Source organism: Actinocrispum sp. NPDC049592 (assembly GCF_040675465.1).
GTDB lineage: Bacteria > Actinomycetota > Actinomycetes > Mycobacteriales > Pseudonocardiaceae > Kibdelosporangium.
The window spans coordinates 183,687-208,742 of the sequence record NZ_JBFAPA010000012.1 but is presented as its reverse complement, the minus strand read 5'-3'; the positions used below and the strand labels follow the sequence as shown (position 1 = coordinate 208,742).

At 69.8% G+C, this 25,056-nt stretch carries 26 protein-coding genes; 18 read left to right on the top strand and 8 right to left on the bottom strand.

The genetic code is table 11. The annotated features are described in order from the left end of the window. The first annotated feature begins 146 nt into the window (after positions 1-146). From AB0J95_RS28655 to AB0J95_RS28630, 6 genes are all read left to right on the top strand, one after another. The gene (locus AB0J95_RS28655) at positions 147-1,049 is read left to right on the top strand and encodes an SDR family oxidoreductase (RefSeq protein ID WP_364764286.1); all 903 of its coding nucleotides are present in this window, start codon (positions 147-149) and stop codon (positions 1,047-1,049) included. Between the two features lie 125 nt (positions 1,050-1,174). After that, entirely contained in the window at positions 1,175-2,320 is a 1,146-nt protein-coding gene (locus tag AB0J95_RS28650) for an FAD-dependent oxidoreductase (protein ID WP_364764283.1), read from the top strand. Next, complete coding sequence (locus AB0J95_RS28645) at positions 2,317-3,228, top strand: RNA polymerase sigma-70 factor (RefSeq protein WP_364764627.1); 912 nt, start codon at positions 2,317-2,319, stop codon at positions 3,226-3,228. Before AB0J95_RS28650 ends, AB0J95_RS28645 begins: the two co-directional genes overlap by 4 nt. Before the next feature lie 51 nt (positions 3,229-3,279). After that, positions 3,280-3,678: a phage holin family protein gene (locus AB0J95_RS28640; RefSeq protein WP_364764280.1), complete on the top strand. Its 399-nt coding sequence runs from the start codon at positions 3,280-3,282 to the stop codon at positions 3,676-3,678. Continuing rightward, positions 3,675-4,016, top strand: coding sequence for a DUF3618 domain-containing protein (locus tag AB0J95_RS28635; protein WP_364764277.1), 342 nt, complete (start codon positions 3,675-3,677; stop codon positions 4,014-4,016). Before AB0J95_RS28640 ends, AB0J95_RS28635 begins: the two co-directional genes overlap by 4 nt. Before the next feature lie 42 nt (positions 4,017-4,058). Then, entirely contained in the window at positions 4,059-6,143 is a 2,085-nt protein-coding gene (locus AB0J95_RS28630) for an MMPL family transporter (protein WP_364764274.1), read from the top strand. Here AB0J95_RS28630 and AB0J95_RS28625 read toward each other — a convergent pair. Together AB0J95_RS28625 and AB0J95_RS28620 are read right to left on the bottom strand one after the other, a co-directional pair. After that, the gene (locus tag AB0J95_RS28625; RefSeq protein ID WP_364764271.1) at positions 6,094-6,483 is read right to left on the bottom strand and encodes an SRPBCC family protein; all 390 of its coding nucleotides are present in this window, start codon (positions 6,481-6,483) and stop codon (positions 6,094-6,096) included. The two genes, AB0J95_RS28630 and AB0J95_RS28625, sit on opposite strands and share 50 nt — an antisense overlap. Beyond that, entirely contained in the window at positions 6,467-9,568 is a 3,102-nt protein-coding gene (locus AB0J95_RS28620; RefSeq protein ID WP_364764269.1) for an AAA family ATPase, read from the bottom strand. Before AB0J95_RS28620 ends, AB0J95_RS28625 begins: the two co-directional genes overlap by 17 nt. Positions 9,569-9,693: 125 nt before the next feature. On the opposite strand from AB0J95_RS28620, the gene AB0J95_RS28615 reads away from it, so the two are divergent. After that, positions 9,694-10,059, top strand: a complete 366-nt coding sequence (locus AB0J95_RS28615; RefSeq protein ID WP_364764266.1) for a nuclear transport factor 2 family protein — start codon at positions 9,694-9,696, stop codon at positions 10,057-10,059. 3 nt (positions 10,060-10,062) lie between these two features. Beyond that, positions 10,063-10,413 (top strand): cupin domain-containing protein, encoded by a 351-nt coding sequence (locus tag AB0J95_RS28610; RefSeq protein WP_364764263.1) that lies wholly within the window; start codon positions 10,063-10,065, stop codon positions 10,411-10,413. On the opposite strand, the gene AB0J95_RS28605 is transcribed toward AB0J95_RS28610, so the two are convergent. Next, complete coding sequence (locus tag AB0J95_RS28605) at positions 10,398-11,198, bottom strand: alpha/beta hydrolase (protein WP_364764260.1); 801 nt, start codon at positions 11,196-11,198, stop codon at positions 10,398-10,400. The genes AB0J95_RS28610 and AB0J95_RS28605 overlap by 16 nt on opposite strands. Positions 11,199-11,501: 303 nt before the next feature. Between AB0J95_RS28605 and AB0J95_RS28600 the strand changes: the two genes are divergently transcribed. From AB0J95_RS28600 to AB0J95_RS28575, 6 genes are all read left to right on the top strand, one after another. Continuing rightward, positions 11,502-12,206 (top strand): trypsin-like serine protease, encoded by a 705-nt coding sequence (locus tag AB0J95_RS28600; RefSeq protein ID WP_364764257.1) that lies wholly within the window; start codon positions 11,502-11,504, stop codon positions 12,204-12,206. Positions 12,207-12,216: 10 nt separating this feature from the next. Beyond that, positions 12,217-12,771 carry a snapalysin family zinc-dependent metalloprotease gene (locus tag AB0J95_RS28595; protein WP_364764254.1) on the top strand — a complete coding sequence of 185 codons (555 nt, stop codon included), beginning with the start codon at positions 12,217-12,219 and terminating at the stop codon, positions 12,769-12,771. Between the two features lie 627 nt (positions 12,772-13,398). After that, a complete protein-coding gene (locus AB0J95_RS28590) occupies positions 13,399-13,929 on the top strand; it encodes a sigma-70 family RNA polymerase sigma factor (protein ID WP_364764251.1) in 531 nt (176 codons plus the stop codon). 87 nt (positions 13,930-14,016) lie between these two features. Further along, complete coding sequence (locus AB0J95_RS28585; RefSeq protein WP_364764248.1) at positions 14,017-15,267, top strand: ABC transporter substrate-binding protein; 1,251 nt, start codon at positions 14,017-14,019, stop codon at positions 15,265-15,267. A gap of 12 nt (positions 15,268-15,279) precedes the next feature. After that, positions 15,280-15,462 carry a histone-like nucleoid-structuring protein Lsr2 gene (locus tag AB0J95_RS28580; protein WP_364764245.1) on the top strand — a complete coding sequence of 61 codons (183 nt, stop codon included), beginning with the start codon at positions 15,280-15,282 and terminating at the stop codon, positions 15,460-15,462. 33 nt (positions 15,463-15,495) lie between these two features. Continuing rightward, positions 15,496-17,544 carry an NB-ARC domain-containing protein gene (locus AB0J95_RS28575; RefSeq protein ID WP_364764242.1) on the top strand — a complete coding sequence of 683 codons (2,049 nt, stop codon included), beginning with the start codon at positions 15,496-15,498 and terminating at the stop codon, positions 17,542-17,544. Positions 17,545-17,549: 5 nt separating this feature from the next. Here AB0J95_RS28575 and AB0J95_RS28570 read toward each other — a convergent pair whose 3' ends face one another. Next, positions 17,550-18,095, bottom strand: coding sequence for an SLATT domain-containing protein (locus AB0J95_RS28570; protein WP_364764239.1), 546 nt, complete (start codon positions 18,093-18,095; stop codon positions 17,550-17,552). 74 nt (positions 18,096-18,169) lie between these two features. Between AB0J95_RS28570 and AB0J95_RS28565 the strand changes: the two genes are divergently transcribed. Then, positions 18,170-18,946, top strand: a complete 777-nt coding sequence (locus AB0J95_RS28565; protein WP_364764236.1) for an aldo/keto reductase — start codon at positions 18,170-18,172, stop codon at positions 18,944-18,946. Positions 18,947-18,980: 34 nt separating this feature from the next. On the opposite strand, the gene AB0J95_RS28560 is transcribed toward AB0J95_RS28565, so the two are convergent. Then, the gene (locus AB0J95_RS28560) at positions 18,981-20,243 is read right to left on the bottom strand and encodes a lysyl oxidase family protein (RefSeq protein WP_364764233.1); all 1,263 of its coding nucleotides are present in this window, start codon (positions 20,241-20,243) and stop codon (positions 18,981-18,983) included. A gap of 58 nt (positions 20,244-20,301) precedes the next feature. On the opposite strand from AB0J95_RS28560, the gene AB0J95_RS28555 reads away from it, so the two are divergent. Continuing rightward, positions 20,302-21,435, top strand: a complete 1,134-nt coding sequence (locus AB0J95_RS28555) for a hypothetical protein (RefSeq protein ID WP_364764230.1) — start codon at positions 20,302-20,304, stop codon at positions 21,433-21,435. Here the strand turns inward: AB0J95_RS28555 and AB0J95_RS28550 are convergent. Both AB0J95_RS28550 and AB0J95_RS28545 read right to left on the bottom strand, forming a co-directional pair. Continuing rightward, positions 21,428-21,700, bottom strand: a complete 273-nt coding sequence (locus tag AB0J95_RS28550) for a hypothetical protein (RefSeq protein WP_364764227.1) — start codon at positions 21,698-21,700, stop codon at positions 21,428-21,430. The genes AB0J95_RS28555 and AB0J95_RS28550 overlap by 8 nt on opposite strands. 103 nt (positions 21,701-21,803) lie before the next feature. Then, entirely contained in the window at positions 21,804-22,550 is a 747-nt protein-coding gene (locus tag AB0J95_RS28545) for a TetR/AcrR family transcriptional regulator (RefSeq protein ID WP_364764224.1), read from the bottom strand. 77 nt (positions 22,551-22,627) lie between these two features. On the opposite strand from AB0J95_RS28545, the gene AB0J95_RS28540 reads away from it, so the two are divergent. Together AB0J95_RS28540 and AB0J95_RS28535 are read left to right on the top strand one after the other, a co-directional pair. After that, complete coding sequence (locus tag AB0J95_RS28540; RefSeq protein ID WP_364764222.1) at positions 22,628-22,807, top strand: hypothetical protein; 180 nt, start codon at positions 22,628-22,630, stop codon at positions 22,805-22,807. Next, entirely contained in the window at positions 22,804-23,751 is a 948-nt protein-coding gene (locus AB0J95_RS28535; protein ID WP_364764219.1) for a zinc-binding alcohol dehydrogenase family protein, read from the top strand. Before AB0J95_RS28540 ends, AB0J95_RS28535 begins: the two co-directional genes overlap by 4 nt. On the opposite strand, the gene AB0J95_RS28530 is transcribed toward AB0J95_RS28535, so the two are convergent. Beyond that, the gene (locus AB0J95_RS28530) at positions 23,748-25,037 is read right to left on the bottom strand and encodes a serine hydrolase (RefSeq protein ID WP_364764216.1); all 1,290 of its coding nucleotides are present in this window, start codon (positions 25,035-25,037) and stop codon (positions 23,748-23,750) included. The two genes, AB0J95_RS28535 and AB0J95_RS28530, sit on opposite strands and share 4 nt — an antisense overlap. Between the last annotated feature and the right edge of the window lie 19 nt (positions 25,038-25,056).

Sequence of the window (25,056 nt, the reverse complement as noted above, 5' to 3'; positions counted from 1 at the left end):
CATCTCATTGACACGTCAATATTGACACATCAATTACTTGGACGCGAGAGACGCCGGTCACCTCCGCGGTCAGCCGCCCGATCGGGCAATCCGGTGATCCGTCGAAGCGATTTGCCGGAGGGGCCGGGAAATGCGACGATCGAATCGTGACGTGGTCGCCGGACAGTACTGCCCTGGCCGGACGGGTCGCCGTGGTCGCGGGCGCGACTCGTGGGGCCGGACGAGGGATCGCCGCCGCGCTGGGTGAGGCCGGAGCGACGGTGATCTGCACTGGGCGCAGCAGCGCCAATGGGTCGGGCGCGTCGGACTACGACCGGCCGGAGACCATCGAGGAGACCGCCGAGCTGGTGACCCGGTTGGGCGGCAAGGGAATCGCCGACCAGGTGGACCACCTCGACCCGGTCGAGGTCGAGCAGCTCGCCGCCCGGATCCGGGCCGACCACGGGCACATCGACATCCTGGTGAACGACATCTGGGGCGCCGAACGGCTCAAGGGCGGCCCCGCCGAATGGAACACCCCCATCTGGGACCACGACCTCGACCGGGGCCTGCGGATCCTGCGCCTCGGCGTGGATACCCACCTGATCACCGCGCACCACCTGCTGCCGTTGATGATCGACCAGCCGGGCGGCCTGCACGTGGAGATCACCGACGGCACCGCCAAGCACAACCGGACCGAGTACCGGATCTCGGCGTTCTACGACCTGGCCAAGGCCTCGGTGAACCGCCTCGCGTTCTCCCTCGGCCACGAACTGGCCCCGCACGGGTGTACCGCCGTCGCCGTCACCCCCGGCTGGCTGCGCTCCGAGATGATGCTCGACGCCTACAACGTCACCGAGGAGACCTGGCGGGATGCCCTGGAGTCCGGCGCCCCGCCCGAGTTCGCCGAGTCCGAGTCGCCCCGGTTCGTCGGCCGCGCCGTCGCCGCCCTCGCTGCCGACCCGGACCGCGCACGGTGGAACCAGAAGTCCGTGACCGCCGCCAAACTCTCCCGCGACTACGGCTTCACGGACATCGACGGCCGCCGCCCAGACGCCTGGTCCGTCTAGACGGCGACCGCCGCTCAGCGGTCGGCCCAGGCGCAGGCGATGTCGATGTGACCTGGGTCACCTAATGTCACGTCAGTTCACGCGCTGCCCGTCTCGAGGTCGACACAACGAGAAGGGACCGGCAGATGACCAGGATCGTGGTTCTCGGCGGCGGCTACGCGGGCATGACAGCCGCCATCACCCTCGCGGCGCGGACCAAGCGGCGCGACGACGTCACCATCACCCTCGTGAACGCGACCGCGCGGTTCACCGAACGACTCCGGCTGCACCAGACCGCGGCCGGCGAACAGCTGGCGGACCTGCGGATCCCCGAACTGCTCGAGGGCACCCGCATCGAGTTCGTCCAGGGCTGGGTCACCGGCATCGACGCGCATACCGTCCGTGTCGACGACGAACACACAATCGGGTACGACAAGCTCGTCTACGCGCTGGGCAGCGTCGCGGACACGGCGACGGTCCCCGGGGCGGACGATCACGCGTACACACTGAACACCGCCCAGGACGCCGAACTGCTGGCCGGACGGCTGACGAACGCGAACACCGTGGCGGTCTGCGGCAGCGGCCTGACCGGCGTCGAAGTGGCGGCCGAGATCGCCGAACGCCACCCGGACCTGCACGTGGTCCTGCTCGGCCGTCAGGAACCGGGCGCGCAGATGGGCCCGAAGGCCAAGGCCTACCTCCAGGAGTCGCTGGCCAGGCTGGGCGTCGAGGTGCGCAGCGGCGTCGAGATCGTCAAGATCCGCCCGGACGCGGTCGAGCTGACCGGCGAGACGGTGGAGGCCGACCTGGTGCTGTGGACCAGCGGCGTCCGGGTCTCCCCGCTGGCGGCCAAGGCCGGGCTCGAGGTCGACGGTCACGGCCGGATCGTCACCGATCCCCAGCTCAGGTCGATTTCCAACCCGAACGTGTACGCCGTCGGTGACTCGGCGGCGGTCCAGCAGGCCTACGGCCTCATGCACGGCACCTGCCAGAGCGGCATGCCGACCGGTGTGCACGCCGGGACGTCGATCGTGCGGGAGCTGAACGGCAAGCAGCCCAAGCGGTTCCGGTTCGGCTACCTCCACATCCCGGTCAGCCTGGGCCGCGCCGACGCGGTGATCCAGTTCGTCCGTCCGGACGAGACGCCCAAGCGGCTGAGCCTGACCGGGCGGCGCGCGGTCTGGTACAAGGAGACGGTGAGCTCCGCGCCGTGGCCGTCGTTCCAGCGGCTGAAGAAGATGCCCGCCGCCGGCCTGTTCGCGTGGCGGCGTGGCGGCCGGTACACGCGATGATCCCGGAGTCGACTTTCGGCCAGTACCGCAACCTGCTGTTCTCGGTCGCCTACCGGATCCTGGGAACCGCGGCGGACGCCGAGGACGCGGTGCAGGACAGCTGGGTGCGCTGGTCGGCCGCGGACCGTTCGCAGGTCGCCGACCCCAAGGCCTACCTGGTGCGGATCGTGACGAACGTGGCCATGGACCGGCTGCGGGCGGTCAGCGGCCGCCGCGAGACCTACGTCGGCCCGTGGCTGCCGGAACCCATCCTGACCAGCACCGACACCGCCGAGGACGTGGCCGCGGCGGACTCGGTGTCGATGGCCCTGCTGGTGGTGCTGGAGACGCTGAGCCCGCTGGAACGGGCGGTGTTCGTGCTCAAGGAGGCGTTCGGGTTCAGCTACGGCGAGATCGCCGACGCGGTCGACCGGTCCGAGGACGCGGTGCGCCAGGCCGCGCACCGCGCCCGCAGCCACGTCCAGGCCCGGCGCCCCCGGTTCCACGCCGACCGCGCCAAGCAGCGAACCGTCACCGAGCGCTTCCTGACCGCGGCGACCGGCGGCGACATCAACGGGCTGATGGAGTTGCTCGCGCCGGACGTGACACTGTGGACGGACGGCGGCGGCAAGGTGCGCCAGGCGATGCGGCCGATCACCGGCGCCGACAAGGTGGCCGTCTGGTTCGCGGCCGTCGGCACCCGCGCGTACGAAGGCGTGCTGCCGTCGGAGATGAACGTCGAACTGGTCGAGCTGAACGGTGGCCTGGGCGTGATGTTCACCGGCGCGGGCCGGGTGATCTCCACGCTGAGCCTCGAGGTGGACGCCGACGGCCGGGTCGTGGAGATCCACAACGTCGCCAACCCGGAGAAGCTGCGCGCGGTGGCCGCCCGGACGGTCCACTCCGTCCACAGTGGACGACCGGATTAGTTCCGCTCTGGGTGGGTATGCCCCTTCCAGACCGGGAAGGAGGCCCGAGGCATGTCCATCAAGACGGACGACCGTTCGGTGAGCCAGCTGGTCTCGGACGCGTCCGAGCAGCTGTCCAGGCTGGTCCGCGACGAGATGCGGCTGGCCGCGGCCGAGCTGAGGCAGAAGGGCAAGCGGGCCGGGATCGGCGCCGGGATGTTCGGCGCCGCGGGTGTGCTGGCGTTGCTGGGGGCGGGCGCGTTGGTCGCCACCGCGATCCTGGCGTTGGCGCTGGTCATGGCGGCCTGGCTGGCCGCGCTACTGGTCGGCGCGGCGCTGCTGGTGATCGCCCTGGTGGCCGCGCTCATCGGGAAGTCGCAGGTCAGCAAGGCCACGCCGCCCGTGCCCGAGGAGGCCGCCGCCAGCGTGAAGAACGACATCGCCGCAGTCAGGGAAGGGGTGCACCGATGAGCGAGCACCAGACCGAAGCGGAGATCCGCCAGGACATCGCGGACGCCCGCCGCCGCCTCAGCGACACCGCGGAAGCGTTGGCCTACAAGGCGAACGTGCCGGCGCGGGCCCGTGAGAAGGCCGGCGAGATGCGTGACAAGGCCATGCACACCGCCTCGGTCGCGGCCACCAAGGCCGACGCGGCGATGGACAAGGCCCAGCACGCGGCCGCCGAGAAGCTCCCGGACCCGGTGGCCCAGCCGGCCGAACAGCTGATCGCCACGATCCGGCGCAACCCGGTGCCGTTCGCACTAGGAGCGGTGGTGGCCATCTGGATCCTTCGGCGGCTGTTGAGCTGACAACTTGATACGGTCCCCGCGCACCGAGCGAAGGGGACCGGTATGACCAGGACGTCCAGACTCCGCTGGGTGCTGCCCGCCTTGCTCGTGGTGGTGTGGCTGGGGCTCGGCGGATTCGGCGGGCCGTTCACCGGCAAGCTGTCCGAGGTCGCCAAGAACGACAACGCCGCCTTCCTGCCGAAGTCGGCCGAGGCGACGGCGGTGGCCAACGAACAGAAAACGTTCGTGCCGCAGGAACTGCTGCCGGGCATCATCATCGCGGAGCACCAGGGTGGGCTGACAGCGGATGATTGGGCCTATCTGGACGGTCTGGCCACTCGCGTCGCCCAGGTACCCGGGGTGGTCGGCCCCATCGGCAAGTTCCGCCCACCGCGCAACGACAACGCCGCCGCGCAGTTGATCGTGCCGATCGCGGCCGGCGGCAAGCCGGTGGACGTCGTCAAGGCGGTCCGAGCCGCGTTCGGCACTGGTCCAACCGATCTCGCCGTGCACATCACCGGTCCGGCCGGGCTGATCTCGGACTTGGTGGCGTCGTTCGGCGGCATCGACGGCGTGCTGCTGATCGTCGCGGGTGCTGTAGTGGCTTTGATTCTGGTGGTGGTGTACCGGAGTCCGGTGTTGCCGCTGCTCGTGCTGGTGTCCGCCGGGTTCGCGCTCGGTCTGGCCAGCTTGGTCGTGTACACGTTGGCTCGTGACGATGTCCTGGCGTTGAACGGGCAGAGCCAGGGCATCCTGTCGATCCTGGTGTTCGGTGCGGCGACGGACTATGCGCTGCTGACCGTTTCGCGGTTCCGGGAACAGTTGCGGGATACCCCCAGCCGGTATGACGCGATCCGGGTCGCCTGGCGGGCCACGCTCGAACCGATCGCCGCTTCGGCCGGGACGGTCATTCTCGGCGTGCTGTGCCTGTTGTTCAGCGATCTCAACTCCAACAAGGGCCTCGGTCCGGTGGCGGCGATCGGCATCGGCACCTCGCTGCTCGCGTCGACCACGTTCCTGCCCGCCGCGCTGGCTTTGCTGGGGCGCGGGGCGTTCTGGCCGTTCCGGCCCGCACTGGGCTCGCCGCACCCGGAGAAGACCGGCGTCTGGGCCCGGATCGCGCGGATGGTCGGCGCCCGCCCGCGGGCGACGTGGGTGGTCACGACGCTGGTCCTGTTGGTGGGTGTCGCGTTCGTGCCGCAGCTCAAGGCCTCCGGGACGGCCCAGACCGACGTGTTCCTGACCAAAGTGGACTCGGTGACCGGTCAGGAGGTCCTCAGCCGCCACTTCCCGGCAGGTCTCGGCTCACCGGCGGTCATCATCGCCAACGAGTCCCAGGCTCAGGCTGTGGCCGCTGCCGCCAAAGTGGACGGTGTCGCTGAGGTAACGCCCATTCCGCGGGTGGTGAACGGGCGCGTCGAGATCCAGGCTGTGCTGGCGAACCCGGCCGACTCCGAGGAGGCCATCGCCACCGTGGGCCGGTTGCGTACGGCCGTGCACGCAGTGCCTAGCGCTGACGCGAAAGTCGGCGGTGCCACGGCGATCCAGCTCGACACGCAGCGAACGTCCGAACGGGACCGGGCGCTGATCATCCCGATCGTGCTGCTGGTGATCTTCGTCGTGCTCGCGCTGTTGCTGCGGTCGTTGCTGGCTCCGCTGCTGCTGATCGCCACTGTGGTGTTGTCGTTCGGCGCGACCATGGGCGTGTCGGCGATCGTGTTCAACCACATCCTCGACTTCCCCGGCTCGGACCCGAGCGTGCCGCTGTTCGGGTTCGTTTTCCTTGTCGCCCTGGGCATCGACTACAACATCTTCCTGATGACCCGGGTTCGCGAGGAGGCGCTGAGAATCGGCACCCGTGACGGCACCCTGCGCGGGTTGACGTTGACCGGTGGTGTGATCACCTCGGCCGGTGTCGTGCTGGCGGCGACTTTCTCGGCACTGTCGGTGATCCCGATCCTGTTCCTGGCGCAGATCGCGTTCATCGTCGCGTTCGGCGTGCTGCTGGACACTTTGCTCGTGCGGTCGTTGCTGGTTCCCGCGCTCGCCGTGGATGTGGGACGGCGGATCTGGTGGCCTTCCGCCCTGTCCCGCCAGCTCAGTGCGCCGCCGCCAGTTCCGCGAGAGACTTCAGTGAGCGGCGGATGACGTCCTGCTGACCGGTCAGCCGGTGCGCCTCGGCGGCCGGGATCTCCACGTGCACGGTGATCTCGGTACCGTGGTCGGTGGCGCTCAGCCGCCACTCGAACCGCAGATCCGAGACCAGGCAGGAGATCGCGACCGTCCCATTGGTCCGGTCGGTGCTCAGCGCCTGCGGCATCGGGTAGTCGGGATACCCGGCCGGGTACATCGTGTACCGGTCCGTTGTGGACGATTCCACGGTCTCGATCCCGGCCCACCACTCGGGGAACCGGGCCGGGTCGTAGAGCAGCTTCCAGACCTCCTCGACCGGGGCCGGGCTGGTGGCGTGGTCATCGAACGTCGGCACGGCGGTCCCCTAACGCTTCCAGCTCGGCGAGCACGGCGGCCAGCTCACGGTCCGGCTCGATGAAGACGCTGATCGGCGGGCGGCCGAGGTCGATCAGCGCGGCCACGTACCGGGCGCCGGGGTCGCGTTCGATCCGGCCGCGCCAGCCGCGTTCCGCCTCCCGCAGCCGTTTCCGGGCCAGCGCCAGGTCACCGCGGTTGAGTGCTATGCGTGCCTGGACGCGGGCCATCCGGGCGACGAGGGTGTCCGGGAAGTCGGCCGGGGTCAACGGTTCCAGCGCGGTGGCTCTCAGCTCGGCTTCGGCCTCGTCGAGCTTGCCGAACCAGGCCAACGCGTTCGCGCGGTGCAGGCGGGCGAGCGGGATGCTGATCGACCCGTGTGCCTGGATGGCCTTCTCGAGTTCGGCCGCCGCGGTGGCCCAGTCCTGGGTGTCGTGGGCGAGCATGCCGCGGTCGTAGTGGACCAGACCGTCCACTGTGGAGAGGCCAATGCGTTCGGCGAACATCGCGGCACGGTCGACCGCCGCGCTCGCCTCGGCGAGCCGGCCCAGTCGACGTAGAACCGTTGCCTGCGCCGAATACGCGTAGACCGCGAGCCCGATCAGTCCATTGGGGACGACCAGTGGCAGGCAGCGGTCGGCGAACTCCAGCGCGCGGTCGAACTCTCCGGCACATGCGGCGGCGCTGGCCGCGCTCGTCATGCAGCTGTAGGCCATGTCCGGGCGGCCCGCGCGCGTGGCCGCCGCTGCGGCGGCCACCAGCGGCGCATAGCTCTCGACGAACCGGCCCGCCCGTAGCAAAGCGTGGCCGCGGGCGCAGCCGAGGTCGTGGTTGAGCAGGTTGGTGGTGCCGTGCTCGCGGGTGATGGCGGCTGCCTGGTCGAGCAGGTGCTCGGCTTGGGCCGGGTCGCCCGCAACCGACTCGGCCCAAGCCACCCCGGCCAGAACCTCAACGCGGGCAAGAGGATCGGCGGTGTCGTTCTGCACCATGTCCAGCGCGGCCCGGTAGGACCGTTGGGACTCCCGGGGATGGCAGATCCCACCCCGCAGCCACCGGCCTCGCCGCAGCCACGCACCCGCGCGGGCCGCGGTGTCGAGGACCGGGATGGCCTGGATCGCGCGGTCGAAGGCGGTGTCCGACTCGGCCAGCAGCCCGCGCCAGGCCTGGACTTCGGCGAGTTCGACCCAAGGGTCCGGGTCGTCCGGCTCGATCTCCGCCGCCTCGGTGAGCAAAGCCGCTGCCTCGGCCAACGCGGAGACCGTTCGAGCGTGGGCGGCGGCGGTGACGAGGTGGGCGACCGCGAGGTGGTCCTTGCCCGCCAGCCTCAGGTGCCGCGCGATCTCTGCCGCGCTGCGCCGGGCGTTGCGGCCCGCTCGTCGTCGTAGCGCGTCGGCCAGGGCCGCGTGCAGCCGCGCCCGCAATGGGGCCGCCAGATCGTTGTAGACGGCCTCGGACAGCAGGGCGTGCCGGAACCCGATCGTCTCGCCTTTGGTCCGCAACAGCCCGGCCCCGAGGGCCTCCGTGGCCGCTCGCACGGGATCGCCGGGGATCGGCAGCTGCGCCAGTTCCGCCTGGTCGAGGTCGCGCCCGGCCACCGCCAGGAACTCCACGAACAACCGCGCGGGACCCCGCAACCGGCTGATCGCCGCCCGGATCGCTCCTTGTACGCCCGCGACCGGGTCCCGCGCGCTTTCCAACGCTATCAACGGGTTCCCGTCGGCCAGGCTCACGATCTGCGCGACCTCGGCATCGGGGACCGTGCCCCGTACCAGTTTTCCGACCGCGCTGGGCTCCAGCGGCCGCACTTCGAGGTCGATCGCCAACGCCCCGCGTCCCCGCAAGGCACCCAACACCGCATCCACGTCAGCCCTCGGCGGCAGTCTCCGCCGGGTCACCACCAGAACGACCGGCATCCGCACGATCCGCCGCCCCACGTGCGCCACCAGCTCCACAGTGGACGAATCGGCCAGCTGCACATCCTCCACCACCAGCAAAACCGCCCGCTCCCGGCACGCCCAGGCGATCAACTCCACGACGGCCTCGAAGAACCGGATCCGGTCGAACCCCGGCTCCGTCGCGGGCTGGGATCCGCGGCCCGGTGCCGCCCCGGCAAGAACGCGAGCCAGTTCGGCGGCCCACGGCTTGTCCTGGGGGAGCGGGCCGAGCTCGGCAGTGAGGTCGTCGATCAGTTCGGTCCAGGGGCCGAACGGGGTCGTGCCGCCCAGCAAAGTCGCCGTGCCGGTGGCGGTGAGCGCGCCGGTGTGGGTGACCGCGGCCATCAGTTCCGTGGTCAGGCGCGTCTTGCCGATACCGCCGTCGCCGCTGATCGCGATGGTGGCGCCGGTTGCGTGGGCGGTGCGGTTCCAGACCTCCAGCAGGGCGGCGATCTCCCGGTCACGTCCCACCAACTGGCCGGAGACTTCGGCAGTTGTGTCCACCAGTTCGCTTGTCTCCTTGGCGGGCAGGACGTTCAGCTCGGTCCGCAGCCGCCCGGCGAGGCGCGTGTAGGCGGCGACGGCGGCCGAGCGTTCGCCGGTCATCGTCAGCAGGCGGATCACTTCGCGGCCCGCGGCCTCGTCAAGCGGGCGCAGGCTCGCCCGTTGCCGCGCCCACTCTGCCGCCTTGTCCAGGTCACCGGCGGCCTCAGCCCGTGCGGCGAGGTCGCCGAGCAGGGCCGCGCGCTTGTCCTCGTAACGTTCGCGCAGGTCAAGGACCCATTCCGCGTCGAACCGGTGCAGCAGCTCGTCCCGGCTCAGCCGCTCGGCCGCCAGCGGATCGACGCGATCGAAGTCGTGCAGGTCCACCTCAACGTCGATGAGCGACACGTTGTCGCGGTCGGTGTGCAGGTGGTCGCCGGCCGCGCCCAGATGGCTCCGCAACGTCCAGATCGCGCTGCGCAGGCTGGCCCGGGCGCTCGCGTCCAGCACCTCCGGCCAGAACTCCGCCGCGAGCCGGGACCGCAGGTGCGCGCCGGGATGCGCGGCCAGCCAGGCGAGCAGCGCGCAGGCCTTGCGGCTGGCCGGAAGCACCAGCGGCGAGTCGTTCACCCACACGGCGAGCTCGCCGAACAACCGGATCCGGACCATCGCCGATCAGTGTCCGCGCGGGTGCGTCGCGGCGCAACGGCGGCGTTGACGGTGGTGTTGACGCTGGATTGACGGAGAGAGCGGACGCTGCTGAAGCACAACCCGTCCTATGAAAGGCATTCACGATGAGTCCAACTGAGACGGTGCCGTTCCACGCCGAGGGGCTGCGCCGCGGCATCGAGGAACGCGACGCGAGCGCCCTGCTCGCGCTGTACGCCGACGACGCCGAGGTGCGGATCATCGACCGGACCAGCCCGCCGAGCAGACCGCGGACCCTGCGCGGCAAGGCGGCCATCGCAGAGTACGTCGAGGACGTCTGCGGCCGCGACATGACCCACTCGCTGGACCGGCTCGCGGTGCAGGGCGACACCGCCGCGTACCTGGAGTCCTGTCAGTACCCCGACGGCACCCGTGTGCTGTGCTCGGCCGTTCTCGACCTCGAGGACGGCCGGATCACCCGTCAGATCGGCGTTCAGGCTTGGGATGAGTGAGCGATGATGGAGAACAAGGATTTCGCGACCCCGGACGAGGTCCGGACCTTCGGCAACGGCCGGGCCGAGCTGTTGAAGTTCACCGGCGGCGAGATCGGCAGGCTCGTGTTGAAGCCCGGCTGGCGCTGGTCCAACGACGTCAAGCCGATCGCGGGCACGCAGTGGTGCGAGGCGCCGCATTTCCAGTACCACGTGTCGGGCACACTGCGGATCCGGATGGCCGACGGCACCGAGTTCGAGGCCACTCCCGGTCAGGTCACGAACCTGCCGTCCGGGCACGACGCCTGGGTGGTCGGGGACGAGGACGTCGTGATCGTCGACTGGTGGGGCGCGGCGCACTACGCGAAGCAGTGAAGAAGTGACCGGACGGCCTGGCTCACCGCGTGCGGACTGTTCAGGTGCGCGTGGTGGGCCTCGCCGGGCAGTTCGGTGAACCGGGCGTGCGGCAGGCTGCCCAGCAGGAACGTCGTGGCGTCCTTCTGCCGCTGGATGGTCTCCGACCCGACGAGCAGGTTCGTGCGTCGCGGGATGGTCATGTACGGGCCCAGCCTGCCCACAAGTGCGTTGGTGGCGCGGAACTCTCGTTCGAACGTCGGCGCGACGCCGGCCATGGCCGTCCACAGTGGAGTGCCGCGCAGCTTCTCGGCCAGGCCGGCCGCGCCCATGGCCTCCGTGAGGATCAACGTCAGCGCCAGCTCGGTATCGCCCGCGTCGAGCGCTTTCCCGATGCGGGGCAGGGCCGTGTCGTCCCACGGCCCGTTCACCGGCAGCGGCGGTTCGTACAGCACCAGGGCCGCGATGTCCGCGCCCGCCGAAGCCGTTGCGGCGGCACAGATCCCGCCGTACGAGTGGCCCAGCAAAGCCGCGCCGGGGCCCGCGTGTGCCAGTACCGCATGCAGATCCGCGACCTCGGCGGCCAGGCAGTACTCCGGGCCGTCGCCGCTGAGGCCGCGGCCGCGCCGGTCGACCAGCAACACGGTGTGGTCGGCGGCGAGGTCCTCGGCGACCGGGTACCACTCCTGGCCGGTCGCGAGCCAACCGTGCACGATCACCAGGGCGGGCCCGCGGCCGAGCTGCCGCCAGCCGATCCTCGTCCCGTCGGCCGAGAGGGTGTGGCCGACCGTTCGCTGTGCACCCATGATCCAACGATAGGTTCGGCCAAAGCCGTTGTCCCGTGCGGAAACACGCCACGATGGCGGCTGGCAGCCGGTCACCGCGCACCGTATCGTTTCAGGGTTGCCCGTGATCGCGGAAAACGCGACCTCAATTGCTGTCCGGAAAACGGACGCGCTATTGCCGAGTGTTATGTCCTTCTCGTTTGACGGCCCCGGACAACCCACTTTTGTAGGGTGGCCAAAACACGTCCGGCCCGGGAAGCTGATCACGTACTCCCTTGTCACCCCTGCAAGGCGGCTTCGGCCGTCGACGACGGAGAGAAGTAGATGCGCAAATTCCTTATGGCCGCGTTCGGCGCGTGCGCCATCGCGGGTGCGGTCGCCGCGCCCGCCTCGGCGGACGGCATGCAGCCGAACATCATCGGTGGGCACAACGCCTCCGAGACGTACTCGTTCATGGTCGCGCTGAGCAACGGCTGCGGCGGTAGCCTGGTCGCTCCACAGTGGATCGTCACGGCGAACCACTGCGGCAGCGCGTCCCAGGGCCGGATCGGGTCGGTGAACCGCAACTCCGGCGGTGAGCTCGGCCGGATCGACCGCCGGATCACCAGGTCCGGCACCGACCTGACGCTGATGCACCTGGCCACCCCGGCCCGGTCGGCTCCGGTCAAGATGGCCCAGGCCAACCCCGCTCCGGGCGGTCCGGTGCGGCTGCTGGGCTGGGGCTGCACGGCGTGGCCGAGCTGTCCCACGCCGCAGACGCTGCAGGAGATCGACCTGACCGTGCTGCCCAGCAGCCGGTGCCGGGCCGGTGGCGGCGGCGCCAACGACCTGTGCGTGTCGGGCGACCGGACGCACTCCGCCTGTCACGGCGACTCCGGCGGCCCCGCGGTCACCGGCGTTCGCGGCGACTGGACGTTGGTCGGCGAGACCCACGGTCCCGGTGACAACAACGGTGAATGTGCGACGACGACCCTGTACACCGGGATCGCCCAGCACCTGTCGTGGATTCGTCAGCAAACCGGTATCTGAGGGAGGTCCCATGGTCAAGACCATCCGGGCACTGGTCGCCGCACTAGGGCTGATGGCCTCGTTGGTGGCGTTCGGCGGGACGGCGGCCACGGCCGCCCCGTTGGCCGTCCGCACGATCTACTACGACGCCAGCCAGGCCCAGGAGTTCAGGGCGGCGGTGGATGAAGGCGCGGCAGCGTGGAACGCCGCTGTGCCGACGATCCAGCTCAAGCCGGCCACCGGCAGCACCGCCACGGTCAAGGTCTACGCCGACAACGGCTGGCCCCGGACCTACCCGGGCGGGTTCGGCCGCGGCACTGTCTACATGGGACGGGAAGCGGTCAGCGACGGGTTCTACCCGCCGCGGATCGCCGCCCACGAGCTGGGGCACATCCTCGGCCTGCCGGACAACCGCAACGGTCGCTGTGACTACCTGATGTCCGGTCACAGCTCGCCGACGTCCTGCAAGTCGACCACCCCGCACCCGACCGAGGCGGCCCAGGTGCGCCGCAACGCCGGCAATGGCCTTGTCGCCGCGCTGGCCTCGGTCCGCACGACCGAGTACGTCGACTGCTACGTGTTCTAGAAAACAGCCGCACACTGGGAAGAGGGCACTGCGTGGCGTGCCCTCTTCCCGCATGTCCGCTCCCGTGAACCGGATCGTGGCACCAAGATGCCACCACAAGAATGCTCGCCACAATCATGGTCGATCCCCACGGTTTTGTAGATCTGTTGAGCGGCGTCACCGATGTACGCGGCTTCGACCGCGCCGGGCGCACGCGAGCCTGACCAGGCTGGACGGCTCCTGGTTCGTGGCTCATAAAACCTGAAAGAATCGCGCGCCTGCCTCGGCGGCTGTTCACACCTGTCTGGCGTTTGGCCAGTTGCTGGCCAGAAATGGATGAGATTCCGTACAAACGCGGGATTCTCAGTTCTTTCAGGTGACTTTTTCCATTTACGCCTCCCGGATTCGTCACTTCGATGAGCACTCAGAGTGGGTGCCCGCGCGCGAAGGCCTCTGGAGGGGGGTGGGGTCGATGTCCGTACCGAGCGGCGTGGCGTGGTCCCCGCGCGCGGGGATCCGTGGCCGACCCGACCGGGGTGTGGACCCCCATCAGTCGCGGTCCCCCGAACGCCCCATGCCGGAGCACACGAAACGGACCCCAGCGTGCTGAACGTACCGCCCACCCCGAGTGACCCGATCCGAGAACGAATGGACCCCGCCTTCGTCAACCTCTACCCGGACCTGCGTGCACAGGTCCGGTTCTACCTTCGTCACCGGTTCCGCGACCTCCTCGACGTCGACGAGATCGCCGACGCCGTGCTGGAGAAGCTGCTGGTGAACTGGCCGACCGTGCGCAAACCGCTGAACTGGGCCATCACCGCGGCCCGGCACCTCGCGCTGGACGAGCTGCGGCGTACCCCGGTCGAGCGGATCGAGCGGATCGAGGACGCCATGGACTCGGTCTCGCAGTGGATGTCCAGCTCCGTCGACGAGCGGGTGAACGTGGACGCGATCCTCGACGCCCTGCACGTGCTGTCCGTGTCCGAACGCAAGGCGATCGTGCTGGCGGCCCTCGGGTACACCAACCCGGAGATCGCCGAGCTGCTCGAGCTCGCGCCCTCGTCGATCCCCCGATGTCTCTACGCCGGCCGCAAGAAGCTGGAGAAGATCCTCCGCTACCGGCGGCGAAAGTCCAGCAAGTCAAGGAGATCCTCCGGCCGTGGACCCGGCCGGGCGTAGCCCGCATTCGCACAACGAAGGGTGGTCACCGTGTTTCGCCGGTTGTGGTCTCGGTGGGAGAACAGACGAACAGCCAGCACCGAGCCCGTGGGCGCCTGGTTCACGCGGCTGCGCGACGCCGCGGACGCCGAGCTGCCGCCCTCGGGGATGGATCGCCGTCGCCGCGCCGAGCTGATCCTCGAGGTCGTCGAGGCGATGCGCCGGCCGGATCCGGCCGTGGCGCCCGCCCTGGCCAAGGAGACTCCCGTGCCGGGCCGGGTACGGGGGAAGCACCGCGCGGAGACCGTCCGGGGCCCTGCGCGGCACCGAGCCGGGGGACGGTCTCCCGCGGTGGCCCGGTTCCTGCACGCGAGCCGGCGCACCCAGTCGTTCATCATCGCCGCCGTGGTCGTCGCGGTGTTCGCGGCGGTCACCGCGGCCCTGGTGCGGCTGCCGGAGGACCCCTCGCCCGGTGCGGGGGCGTTCAGCGACTCGGTCATCGGCCGGCCCAAGCTGCGGGTCGGTGTGCTGCCGGTGGTCGACGTGGCGCCGTTCTTCCGCGCGCTGGATGCCGGGTACTTCGCCCAGGAGGGCGTGGACATCGAGACGGTGACCGTCCAAAGTGGACCCGACGCGGTGTCGGCGCTGGGCCGCAGGCTGGACGTGGCGTTCAGCAGCTATCCGGCGATCCTCCAGGCGCAGAGCGACGGCAAGGCCGACCTGAAGATCATCTCCCCGGCCTACACCGCCCTGCCCGGGCACCTGGAGCTGGTGGTGCCGCCGGAAGGCAGCATCCAGAAGGCCGAGGACGTGCCAGGCAAGCGGATCGCGGTCACCGGCACCGGCTCCATCTCCGATCTCGGCGTGCTGTCCCAGCTGCGCAACCGCAACCTGGACGGCTCGTCGATCAGGTGGGTGCCGATGGCGATGCCGGACATGCCCGCCGCGATGCAGCGCGGCGAGATCGACGGCGCCGTGCTCGCCGAGCCGTACCTGACCATCACCAACAGCGACTTCCACGCCCGGCCGATCGTGGATGTGGCCCTCGGCCAGCCCGGCGGGCTGCCGATCTCCGGCTGGGCCGTGCGCGCCCAGGACTACCAGCGCGACCGGGACGCGCTCGACGCGTTCGTCCGCGCCCTGCGCAGGGGGATCGCCGACATGGGCACCGCCGCGATCCTGCAGCCCCTGCTCGTGAAGTACCTCAGGCTCGACCCCGCGACCGCCCAGAAGGTCCGGATCGCCGAGTACACCGCGGACATCGCGGCAGGCGACATCCAGCGGGTCGCCGACCTGATGCGGGAGTTCGGCGCGATCTCCCGCCCGCTGCCCGTCCAGCCGATGCTGCTGCCGAGATGAACGAGGTGTGCCATGACCATGCGTGTTGACTTCCACCTTGTCGACGACCTGGACGGCACGGTCGGGCCCGACGTGGGCACCGTGACGTTCGGCCTGGACGGGCAGCACTACACGATCGATCTCACCGCCGCCAACGCCGCGCTGCTGCGCAGCCGGCTGGCGGGTTTCGTCGACGCCGCCCGCCGGGTGGCGTGACTTCTCCGTTCCCGTACCCACCACGAGGTCTCTGTGCTCGTTCCCCCGCAAGCGGTCCACCGGACCATTCTCGTCCTGGACGTCGAGGGCTTCGGCGCCCAGGAACGCACCACACCGCACCAGGTCGCCGCCCGCGACGGGCTCTATGCCGTGATGAAACGGGCCTGCGCGGACGCCGGGATCGGCTGGGGCGACTGCTACCACGAGGACCGTGGCGACGGGCTGTTCCTGCTCGCCCCGGTCAGCGTGCCGAAGTGCGTGTTCGTCGAGTCGTTTCCCCTGTCGCTGGTCAAGGAGCTGCGCCGGTACAACGCCGGCTGCCCGCCGCAGGCCCGGATCCGGCTGCGGCTGGCCATCCACGCCGGTGAGCTCACCCACGACGACCACGGCGTGGCCGGCAAGGCGCTGAACTTCACCTTCCGGCTGTCCGACGCCCCGGCGCTCAAGCAGGCACTGGCCTCCTCGCCCGGGCTGCTCGCCGTGATCACATCCACCTGGTTCTTCGAGGAGGTCGTGCAGCACAGTCCCGCCGGTGAACCGGGCAGCTACCGGCGGGTCGAGGTCGGCGTCAAGGAGACCTCGACCGTGGGCTGGATCTGCCTGCCCGACCACCCTTATCCGCCCGCGGTGCCGGTTTCCGACGCACCACACCAGTTGCCCGCGCACACACCGTACTTCGTCGGCCGGGCAAAGGAACTCGCCATGCTCGACACGGCGGCGATCGTCGCCGTCAACGGCCGCGGCGGGGTGGGCAAGACCGCTTTGGCCGTGCAGTGGGCAAGGCAGGTGGATGCACGGTTCCCCGACGGGCAGTTGTACGTCGATCTGCGCGGATTCGGCGGCGGGCCGCCGATGTCGCCGGGCGAGGCGATCCGCGGGTTCCTCGACGCGCTCGGCGTCACCCGGATCCCGGCCGGGCTGAGCGCGCAGGCCGCCTTGTACCGCAGCGTTCTGGCCGCCAGGCGGATGCTGATCGTGCTGGACAACGCGCACGATGTCGCTCAGGTGCGGCCGTTGCTGCCGGGCACTCCGGCGTGCACGGTCGTCATCACCAGCCGTGACCCGCTTGTCGACCTCGTGACCTGGGAAGGCGCGCGGCCACTGACCCTGGCCCCGCTCGATCTGGAGGACTCCCGGCAGTTGCTGGTTCGCCGGATCGGGGCCGCGCGGGTGGCGTCCGAGCCGGAGTCCGTGCTGCGGCTGCTCGAACGTTGTGCCGGACTGCCCTTGGCGGTGGCATTGATCGCGGCCCGGCTGGAGCTCGACCAGGCGTTGTCGTTGCGCGCGTTGGCCGACGAGCTGGCGGGGGAGACCCGTGACGAGCTGCGGGCCGTGATCGCCTGGGCCTACCAGCATCTGGATCCGGCCGCGGCCCGCATGTTCCGCCTGCTCGGGTTGCACCCCGGCGCCGAAGCGTCCACCACCGCGGCCGCCAGCCTTGCCGGGGTCCCGGTCGACGAGGCCAGAAGCACGTTGACGGACCTGATCCAGGCGGAGCTGTTCACCGAGGTCACCCCCGACCGGTTCGCCTCACACGACTCGCTGCGCGACTACGCGGCCACCAAAACGTCCACTTTGGACACGGGGGCCATGCGTCAGGAGGCGATCCGCCGGTTGCTGGACCACTACCTGTACACGTTCTTCGCCGCCGGGGGATATGAGATCGACGACCCGCCCGGCCACGGCGTGACGCCGGCGGAGATCCGGTCGGCCCGGCAGGCCAGTGCCTGGTGCACCGCCGAACACCACACGTTGCTGCGTCTGATCGAGGATGCCCACCGGCTCGGCTTCGACGCGCACGCCTGGAAACTGGCCTGGGCCCTGTCGTCCTTTGTGGACAGAAATGGACGTTCGCAGGATCTGGTGGCGTTACAGGACTGCATTCTGTCCGCGGTGGACCGCAGCGGCGACGATCTCGCCCGCGGCCGGGTACACCTGATGCTGGGCTGGATGTACGACCGAATGGGCGCTGGAGTGCGGGCGCGCGGACACGTGCAACGGGCACTGGAACTGTTGCGTCCCGGCACGGACGAGCTGACCCGGGTGGACCGCGACCGGATCCGCAGTCTCACGGGTGACTGACCAGGTCACTGGCCCGGGGTGACCGGTGCGGTGGGGGGACGGTCGAGCTTGCGCAGGTCGAGCCAGCGGGTGCTGATCTCATCCCAAACGCCTTGCTGGCGCGCGAAGAACTCCGCGAGGCGGTCGCGCGCCAGCTCGGCGGACGGTGTCGAGACCAGGTAGTAGTCGATCTCGTCCCGCAGCCGGTTGAACCGGTACTGCGCCTCCTCCATCAGCACCCACCGCGACCGCCAGTTGAAGAACGTCTCCAACGTGCCGAGCACGGTTACCATTGCTACCAACGGAAGTGCCCACGAGGCACGGTCCGGAATGGACTGAACGCCGAGCACCACAGTGGACGCCGCCGTCAGTCCAAGTGTCAGGCCTCGCAGCCAGACGGAGTTGCGACGGAACCGGCGTTTTCGCGTGTCGGTCCACTCCAGGTCGAGGCTCACCTGTTCCCGGAAGTGGATCAGGGCCTCCGCCACCGGCAGATCCAGCCTGCGGCCGGCCTGCTGGAAGAACCCGAGCTCGGACGGCGGGACCTGGGTACTGCGCCACGGCCACTTCATCGCAGCAGCCTGCCGGGCGCGCCCGGTTCGGGGCAAGACGGCTTTCCGCGGTTCGCCGGGATAGAGTTGGGAACGTGGTCGACGTTCCTGAACTGACGCTCAACGATGGACACAAGATCCCGCAGTTCGGCCTCGGCGTGTGGCAGGTGCCCAACGCCGTGGTGGCCGACGCGGTGACCACCGCGCTCGACGTGGGGTACCGCAGCGTGGACACCGCCGCCCTGTACCGCAACGAGCAGGGAGTCGGCCTCGCGCTGGCGTCCTCGCCGGTGCCCAGGTCGGACCTGTTCATCACCACCAAGCTGCTCGGCAACTCCAACAGCTACGACAACGCCATGCGCGGGTTCGACGAGAGCATGGACCGGCTCAAGCTGGACTACCTGGACCTTTACCTGATCCACTGGCCCGGCGGCTCGGACTTCGCCGGCTCGTGGAAGGCCTTCACCGAGATCCAGGCGTCCGGCCGGGTGCGCTCGATCGGCGTGTCGAACTTCGAGATCCCGCACCTGCGCCGGATCATCGACGAGACCGGCGTGGTCCCGGCGGTGAACCAGATCCGGCTGCACCCCGGCGAACCCGAGACGCAGCTGCGCGCCTTCCACGCCGAGCACGGCATCCTGACCGAGGCCTACAGCCCGCTCGCGGTCGGCGCGCTGATCAAGGACCGGACCGCGGCGCAGATCGCGCACAAGTACGGCCGCACCCCGGCCCAGGTGCTGCTGCGCTGGAACGTCCAGCAGGGCAACCGGGTGATCCCGAAGTCCATCACGCCCTCGCGGATCCGCGAGAACCTGAACATCTTCGACTTCACCCTGTCCGACGAGGACATGGACACCCTCACCAACCTCTGACCGGCGGGCCGGTGCGCGACCGGCCCCATCCGGATCAGCAGGGGGTGGACTGGGTGCCGAGAGCGGCCTTCGGGGTTGCGGTGGCCAGGCCGGTCAGGGTGACCGGGATGCGCACGCAGTTGTTGGCCTCGTTCAGTTCCTTGATCTTGTTCGCCGGGTCGACGTGCGTGACCAGCACGTAGGTCGCGTCCGTCAACGCGCTGACCTCGATCATCTGGTCCGGCAGGGCCCACCAGTACTCGTCCGCCCAGCCGCGGGAGATGCCGTTGTTGAACGCGTCCACGTCGGCGGGCGAGTCGGCTCCCGGCTCGAGGCAGCGCGGCGCCGGGTAGCTCTGCGGCGCGTTGCCCTTCTTGGCCCACCACGGCAGTTCGGTGTCGGCCATGCAGAACCCGTTCTTCTTGCCGGTGGCGACCGGGGCGGTCCCGGTCGGTTTGCCCGAGGCGTCGGCCGCCCACAGCTCCGAGACCGAGAAGTCCTCGAAGTGGTAGTGCTGGTGGATCGGGTGGTAGTGCATGGTCCCGATGGACGGCACGTCGTGGTAGGTGCCGTCGGACCGGAAGATCCGCTGCGACCCGGGCACCTCCGGCGGGCGCTGTCCCTTGGGCGTGCTGAACCGCACGTCCACCGGCCCGTCGCCGATGTTCGACATGGCCTGCCCGAACCGCAGGCACAGCTTGGCGTGCTGCTCCTGGACCTCGCTGGTGAAGCAGGAGGCCCCGGGCGCGGCCGAGTCGTCGAAGAACGGCGGCGGCGTGTCGAACGTCGCGAACCGTTGCGGCAGCACCTGAAGGTCCGGCAGCAGGTCCCGCACTCCAGGGCTGGACGGCGTGTTCTCGTTCTCCGCCAAGCCTTCGTAGCGCACCGACGGCGACGCCAGGTCCGGCACGAAGGGGTTGTAGAACACGTAGACGGTGTACCGGGCGTCGGCCTTGGGCAGCCACACCGACCGCGCCGGGCCGATCTGCGCGTCCGCCAGCGCGACCCGCTTACGCCCTTGGTACACAACAAAACCCAGGCTGTCGTCCGGCGTGGCGCCCACCGTGCGGATCGCCAGCTCGACCCCACCCGCCTTGCGTTTCAGGTCCCTGGGCAGCCGCACCGCCACCTCGGCGCGGTCACACCCCGCCGCCTTGCACTCCGGCACATCCCGCACCCTCGGGTCGTTCTTGACCACCTTCCCCTGCCAGAACTCCGGCCGGTCCGAGTCCACTGTGACGCCCCCGTGCGCATCCGCCGCGGGAGCACACAACAGCAGTGCGAGCACGACCCCGATCAACGTTCCCGTTCCGCGCATGCGCGCCAGCCTGCCGGGAACCCCTGCCCCTGTCAGCCCCCAGACGTAGGGTTGGCGCATGGGCTGGGTGACGTTGCGGCAGTTCGCGTGGACGGAGCGCGCGGCGCACGTCGATCCGTATCCCGAGGTGGACGGGGTGCACCGGGTGGCGGCGGACCGGTTGCTGCCGGTGGATCTCAGCTACGCGGTGAGCGTGAACGCGCTGGCGGTGCCGGCGAGCGGACCGGTGCGGTACGAGACGCGGCAGCACGAGCTGCGGCTGGTGCTGTGCTACCTCAACAGCGAGCCGGGGACGGCGATCCGGTTGCGCGACGAGCCGTTCCGCGCGAGCGCCTCGCACATCCGCAGGTTCGTGAGCGAGTCGATCGGGCTCGGGATGCTCACCGCGGCCGTGCAGACCGCGTACCAGTGGCAGGCCACGTCCGGCACGATCGCCCACTTCGACGCCCTGCCGACCGCCCTGGCCGGGCACTACAACGTCACCAAGGCCCGGCCCGACCTGCTGTTCGACATGCCCGGCGTGACCTTGGCGGGGGAGGCGCGCGGCCGGTCCGAGGCGCCGCCCACCCGGGTGACGGCGCAGCAACGCGACCGCCTCAACAGCCTGCTGCCCTGGTCTCACCACCACGGCGTGCACCCACTGGCCGTGACCTGGGCGTACACCACTGGCCACGGGATCACCGTCGACCTGTTCACCCGATCGGGGCGGCTGCCGGGGATGAACGGGCCGGTGGGTCAGCCGATGCCGTCGCCGGTGGCGTTCCAGCCCGAACTGTTCGACCAGCTCTCCGCCTCGCCGTCCGACGAGAAGGCTTTGGCACCAGCCCGCCGCGACAGCCGCGCGAGGGACTTCGACCGCAGCTCACCGCGGGAGCTCGCCACCACCATCGCCCGCCGCGTGAACGACATCGCCGACCAGCTCTACGCCACCGCCCCGGAGTCGTCGGTCCGCGTTGCGGGACAAGCATTGCGGGGCACGTGGGCCGGCCTGGACCTGCTCGGCCCGTCCACCGGCTCGTTCCTCCTCGGCGTCCTGGAACACCCCCTCACCCGTGAGCAGAGCCTCGAGCTCACCGCGCGCCTGCACCGCGAGAACCAGTTCGACGACAACGGGTTGTCCGCGCACGTCTCCGGCCGGCTGGTCATCGCGATCACCGCCGAACGCGACCAGCCCTGGGACCTGTTCACATAACGGGTTTACGACTCACTTCCCCCCAAGAACACGTACGGGTTGTCGACATGTGGTTCAACTCCGAGAAAGGCTTCGGGTTGATCGGAGGCCGGTCGAGGAATTCGTCGTTCAGATCTACCTGGACACCGCGGATGGCGCGACGAGCGCCGCCGTTGTTGAGGGGCCGCTGGTCCAGCATGGTCTGCGGGTCTCGCAGGACGATATGCCGGTGCGCCTGCTTCTGCCCGGTCAGAGCGCAATGCTCAGCGTTGTCGGAAATGGCCATTCCAGTACGGTCAACCTCGCACTTCGCGGGGAAGGGCCGGTCGGCGAAGCCGTCGAATGCGTGATCAGCGTCGAGTTCCAGTTCGGCGACGGCCGCGATGCCTCTAGGTCAGCCCGAACTCGGCGGCGGCTCCGTCGAGGACGGCGCGCAGGCCGCGTTCGAACTGTTCGCGCAGGCCGTCCTCCGCCATGGCCGGGCTGGGTGCGTCCTCGGGGAACGACGAAAGATCGCCGCCCAGCAAGGCGGCGGTATGCGGGAACTCGCCGGTCCGGAGCTGGGCCATGCCGAACTCGATGGCGGCCTGGACGGCGGCGGGGTCGGCGTCCGCTGTGGACTTGCGCTTGCGGATCTCGCTGGCGCGCAACACCGCGCCGCGCACGTAGTCGTCGACCAGGGTCAGCACGCTGAACTTCGCGGGGGTGTCGATCCCGGTCCTGGCCAGTGCGGCGAGGGTCTGTTCGAAGTGGCGCATGGCGTTCGGCCCGAACTGGGCCTCCTGCAACGAGTTCAGCGCCCACGGGTGGCGGGCCATGACGTCGTGGGTGCGGTGGGCGATCAGCGTCAAGGCGCCGCGCCAGCTGTCCGGCAGCTCGCCGGGCACGAGGACCTGGGCCATCAGCTCGTCGTGCATGAGCGCGACCAGTTCGTCCTTGGTACGGACGTAGTTGTAGAGCGTCATCGCGCCCGTGTTCAGCGTCGCGGCGACGTGCCGCATGGACACCGCGTCGAAGCCCTCCCGGTCCGCGATCTCCAGCGCCGTGCGGGCGATCTGCTCCCTGGTCAGCCGCGGACGGCGGCCACCGGGCTCCGGGCGGGCCCAGATCGGCTGGTCATCGCTGGTCCTTGACACACGTACACCGTACTTCCTAACCTGGCACGTACAACGTACGTAATCACGTACCTTGTACGTGTCTGGAGGGGTCACCCATGAAAGAGGCGCTGCACCGGGCCATGCACCGGCTACCCGGAGTTCCCGCGCACGAGGACCGGCCCGCCGGTCACCAGGGCCGCAGCCTGCGAAACCGCCGGCCAAGGGTCCGTCAGCCGAGGGTGCTGGTCGCCTGGCAGCGGCGGATCGGCCGGTTGTTCGGGCAGGAGCTGCCGTGAAGGCCGCCGTGCTGCACGCGGTGGGGGAGGTGCCCCGTTACGAGGAGGTGCCCGAACCCGTTGTGGGCGAAGGACAAGACCTCGTGCGGGTGACGGCCTGCCCGGTGATGAACTACGACCGGGCGTGGGCGGCGGGCACGCACTACTCGTCCCCGGACAAGCTGCCGACCGTGTGCGGGTTCATCGGCGCGGGAGAACTTGCCGACGGGACAAGAGTCCTGTTCGGATCGCGGGACGGTGTCATGGCCGAACGTGCTGCGACACAACGAAAGTGGTCCACGGAGATCCCGGACGGCGTCGACGAGGCCGTGGCCGCCGCGATCCAGAACCCGGCGATGTCGGCGTGGACCGCGTTGGAGTGGCGGGCCAAACTTCAAGCGGGGGAACGGGTCCTGATCCTCGGCGCCACCGGGGTGACCGGTCAGCTCGCGGTGCAGCTCGCCAAACAGCTGGGAGCCGGGCACATCGTGGCCGCCGGACGCAACCAGCGCGTGCTGGACCTGTTGCCCGGCCTCGGTGCCGACGCGACGATCCAGCTCAACCAGCCCGAAGACGCCCTGCGTGAGGCCTATCGCGCACACGGGCCGTTCGACATCGTGCTGGACTATCTCTGGGGCCGCCCGACCGAGGTTCTGCTGAGCACGTTCGGCGCGACCGACATGGAGCTCCGGTTCGCCCGGACCCGCCTGGTCCAGGTCGGCGTGATGGCCGGGCAGACGCTGAACCTGGACGCCGAGGTCCTGCGCAGCCACGCCCTGGAGATACTGGGCAGCGGCTCCGGCAACGCGCCGCCGCTGGAGGTCATCACCTCGTACCTGCCGAAGGTGATGGACATGGTGGCGAGCGGCGCGCTGCGGATCGAGATCAACCGCGTCCCCCTGGCCGAGGTCGACCGAGTCTGGAACCTCGACCAGGGTGGGCGTCGGACGGTGCTGATCCCTTAGCCGGCCATCAGCTGGAAGGCGCCCTTGACGATGGCCAGGGCCTGGCCGGCCACGTGGTTCTCGTTCAGCGGCGCCGCGGTGTCCGAGACCATCACGCTGCTGACGAACGTGCGGCCGGTGGCCGTGCGGGTCAGGAAGTTCATCGTCAGCACGCCCGGTTCGCTGCCGCCCTTGTACCAGATGACCGGGAACCGGGTCCGGTCCAGGCCAATGCCGGCGTCATTGATCGACAGCGCGTGGCCGATCTCCGGCTGGTTCTCCTTGGCCAGTCCGGAGTAGGCGCGGCACATGTCGTTCGGTGAGCCGAACCACTCGATCTGGTCGATCTTCTCCGGTTTCTGCCAGCCGGCCAACCCGGTCAGCGGAAGGCGTTCCAGCGCGTTGACCGCCACGGGCTTGGCCCACTCGGGCAGCGCGAGGTACGCGTCGGCGCGGGCCGGGTACTGCGTGGCCTTCAGCTCGAACATCGCCTTCGTCGTCAGGAACGGGATGTTGGCCTGCGGCCGCTGGTTGCCGAACGCGAACAGCTGACGCTGCACGGCATCCCGGCCCAGCCGGTGGATCAGGTGATCCGTGGCGGTGTTGTCGCTGATCGAGATCATCTTGTCGGCGTACTCGGCCAGCGTGTGCTGCGTGCCTGCCGGGTCGTTCTGCAGCACCCCGGAGGGCAGGCTCTTCCAGTCGTCGCGGATCGCCAGCTGCTCGGTCCAGGACGCGCGGTGCTCGGCCACGGCCTTGCCTAGCGCGCCCAGCACGTACAGCTTGAACGCCGACCCCAACGGCCGTTGAACCTGTTCGCCCACACCGTGAACGACGCGGCACTGTCCATCAGCGACGATCTCGGACGCCCCGAACGACACCCGCGCGCCCAACGCGGACAGCTTGGCGTCGACCTCACTCCACGAGGTCGGCGCCGGGTTGTTGGGCGACGCGCGCAACCCGTCGATCAGGCCCGACTGGTCGGTGTGGACACTCATCAGATAGTCGTCCGCCGGTGCGTGCACGTTCGCCTGGACGACATTCGGTTGTGAGACAACGATCTTGTCAAGCGTCAACCGGCCGAGGCTGGTCAGCGCCGCGTTGACCCCGGCAGGCCCGCTGACCGCGTCGAGCAGGACCTGCGCCACGTGCTCGCGGATCTCGTTCTCCGGCAACGGAACCCGGCCGGACGCGTCGAGCACCCAGTCCAGCTGCTGCTCGGCGGTCGGCACCGCTGCGGCGACCGCCGGTGTCCCCACAAGCCCGGCCAGCGCCACAACGCAGGCCAGGACTGCCTTTCTGAACATCAACTCCCCCACTTCCCTT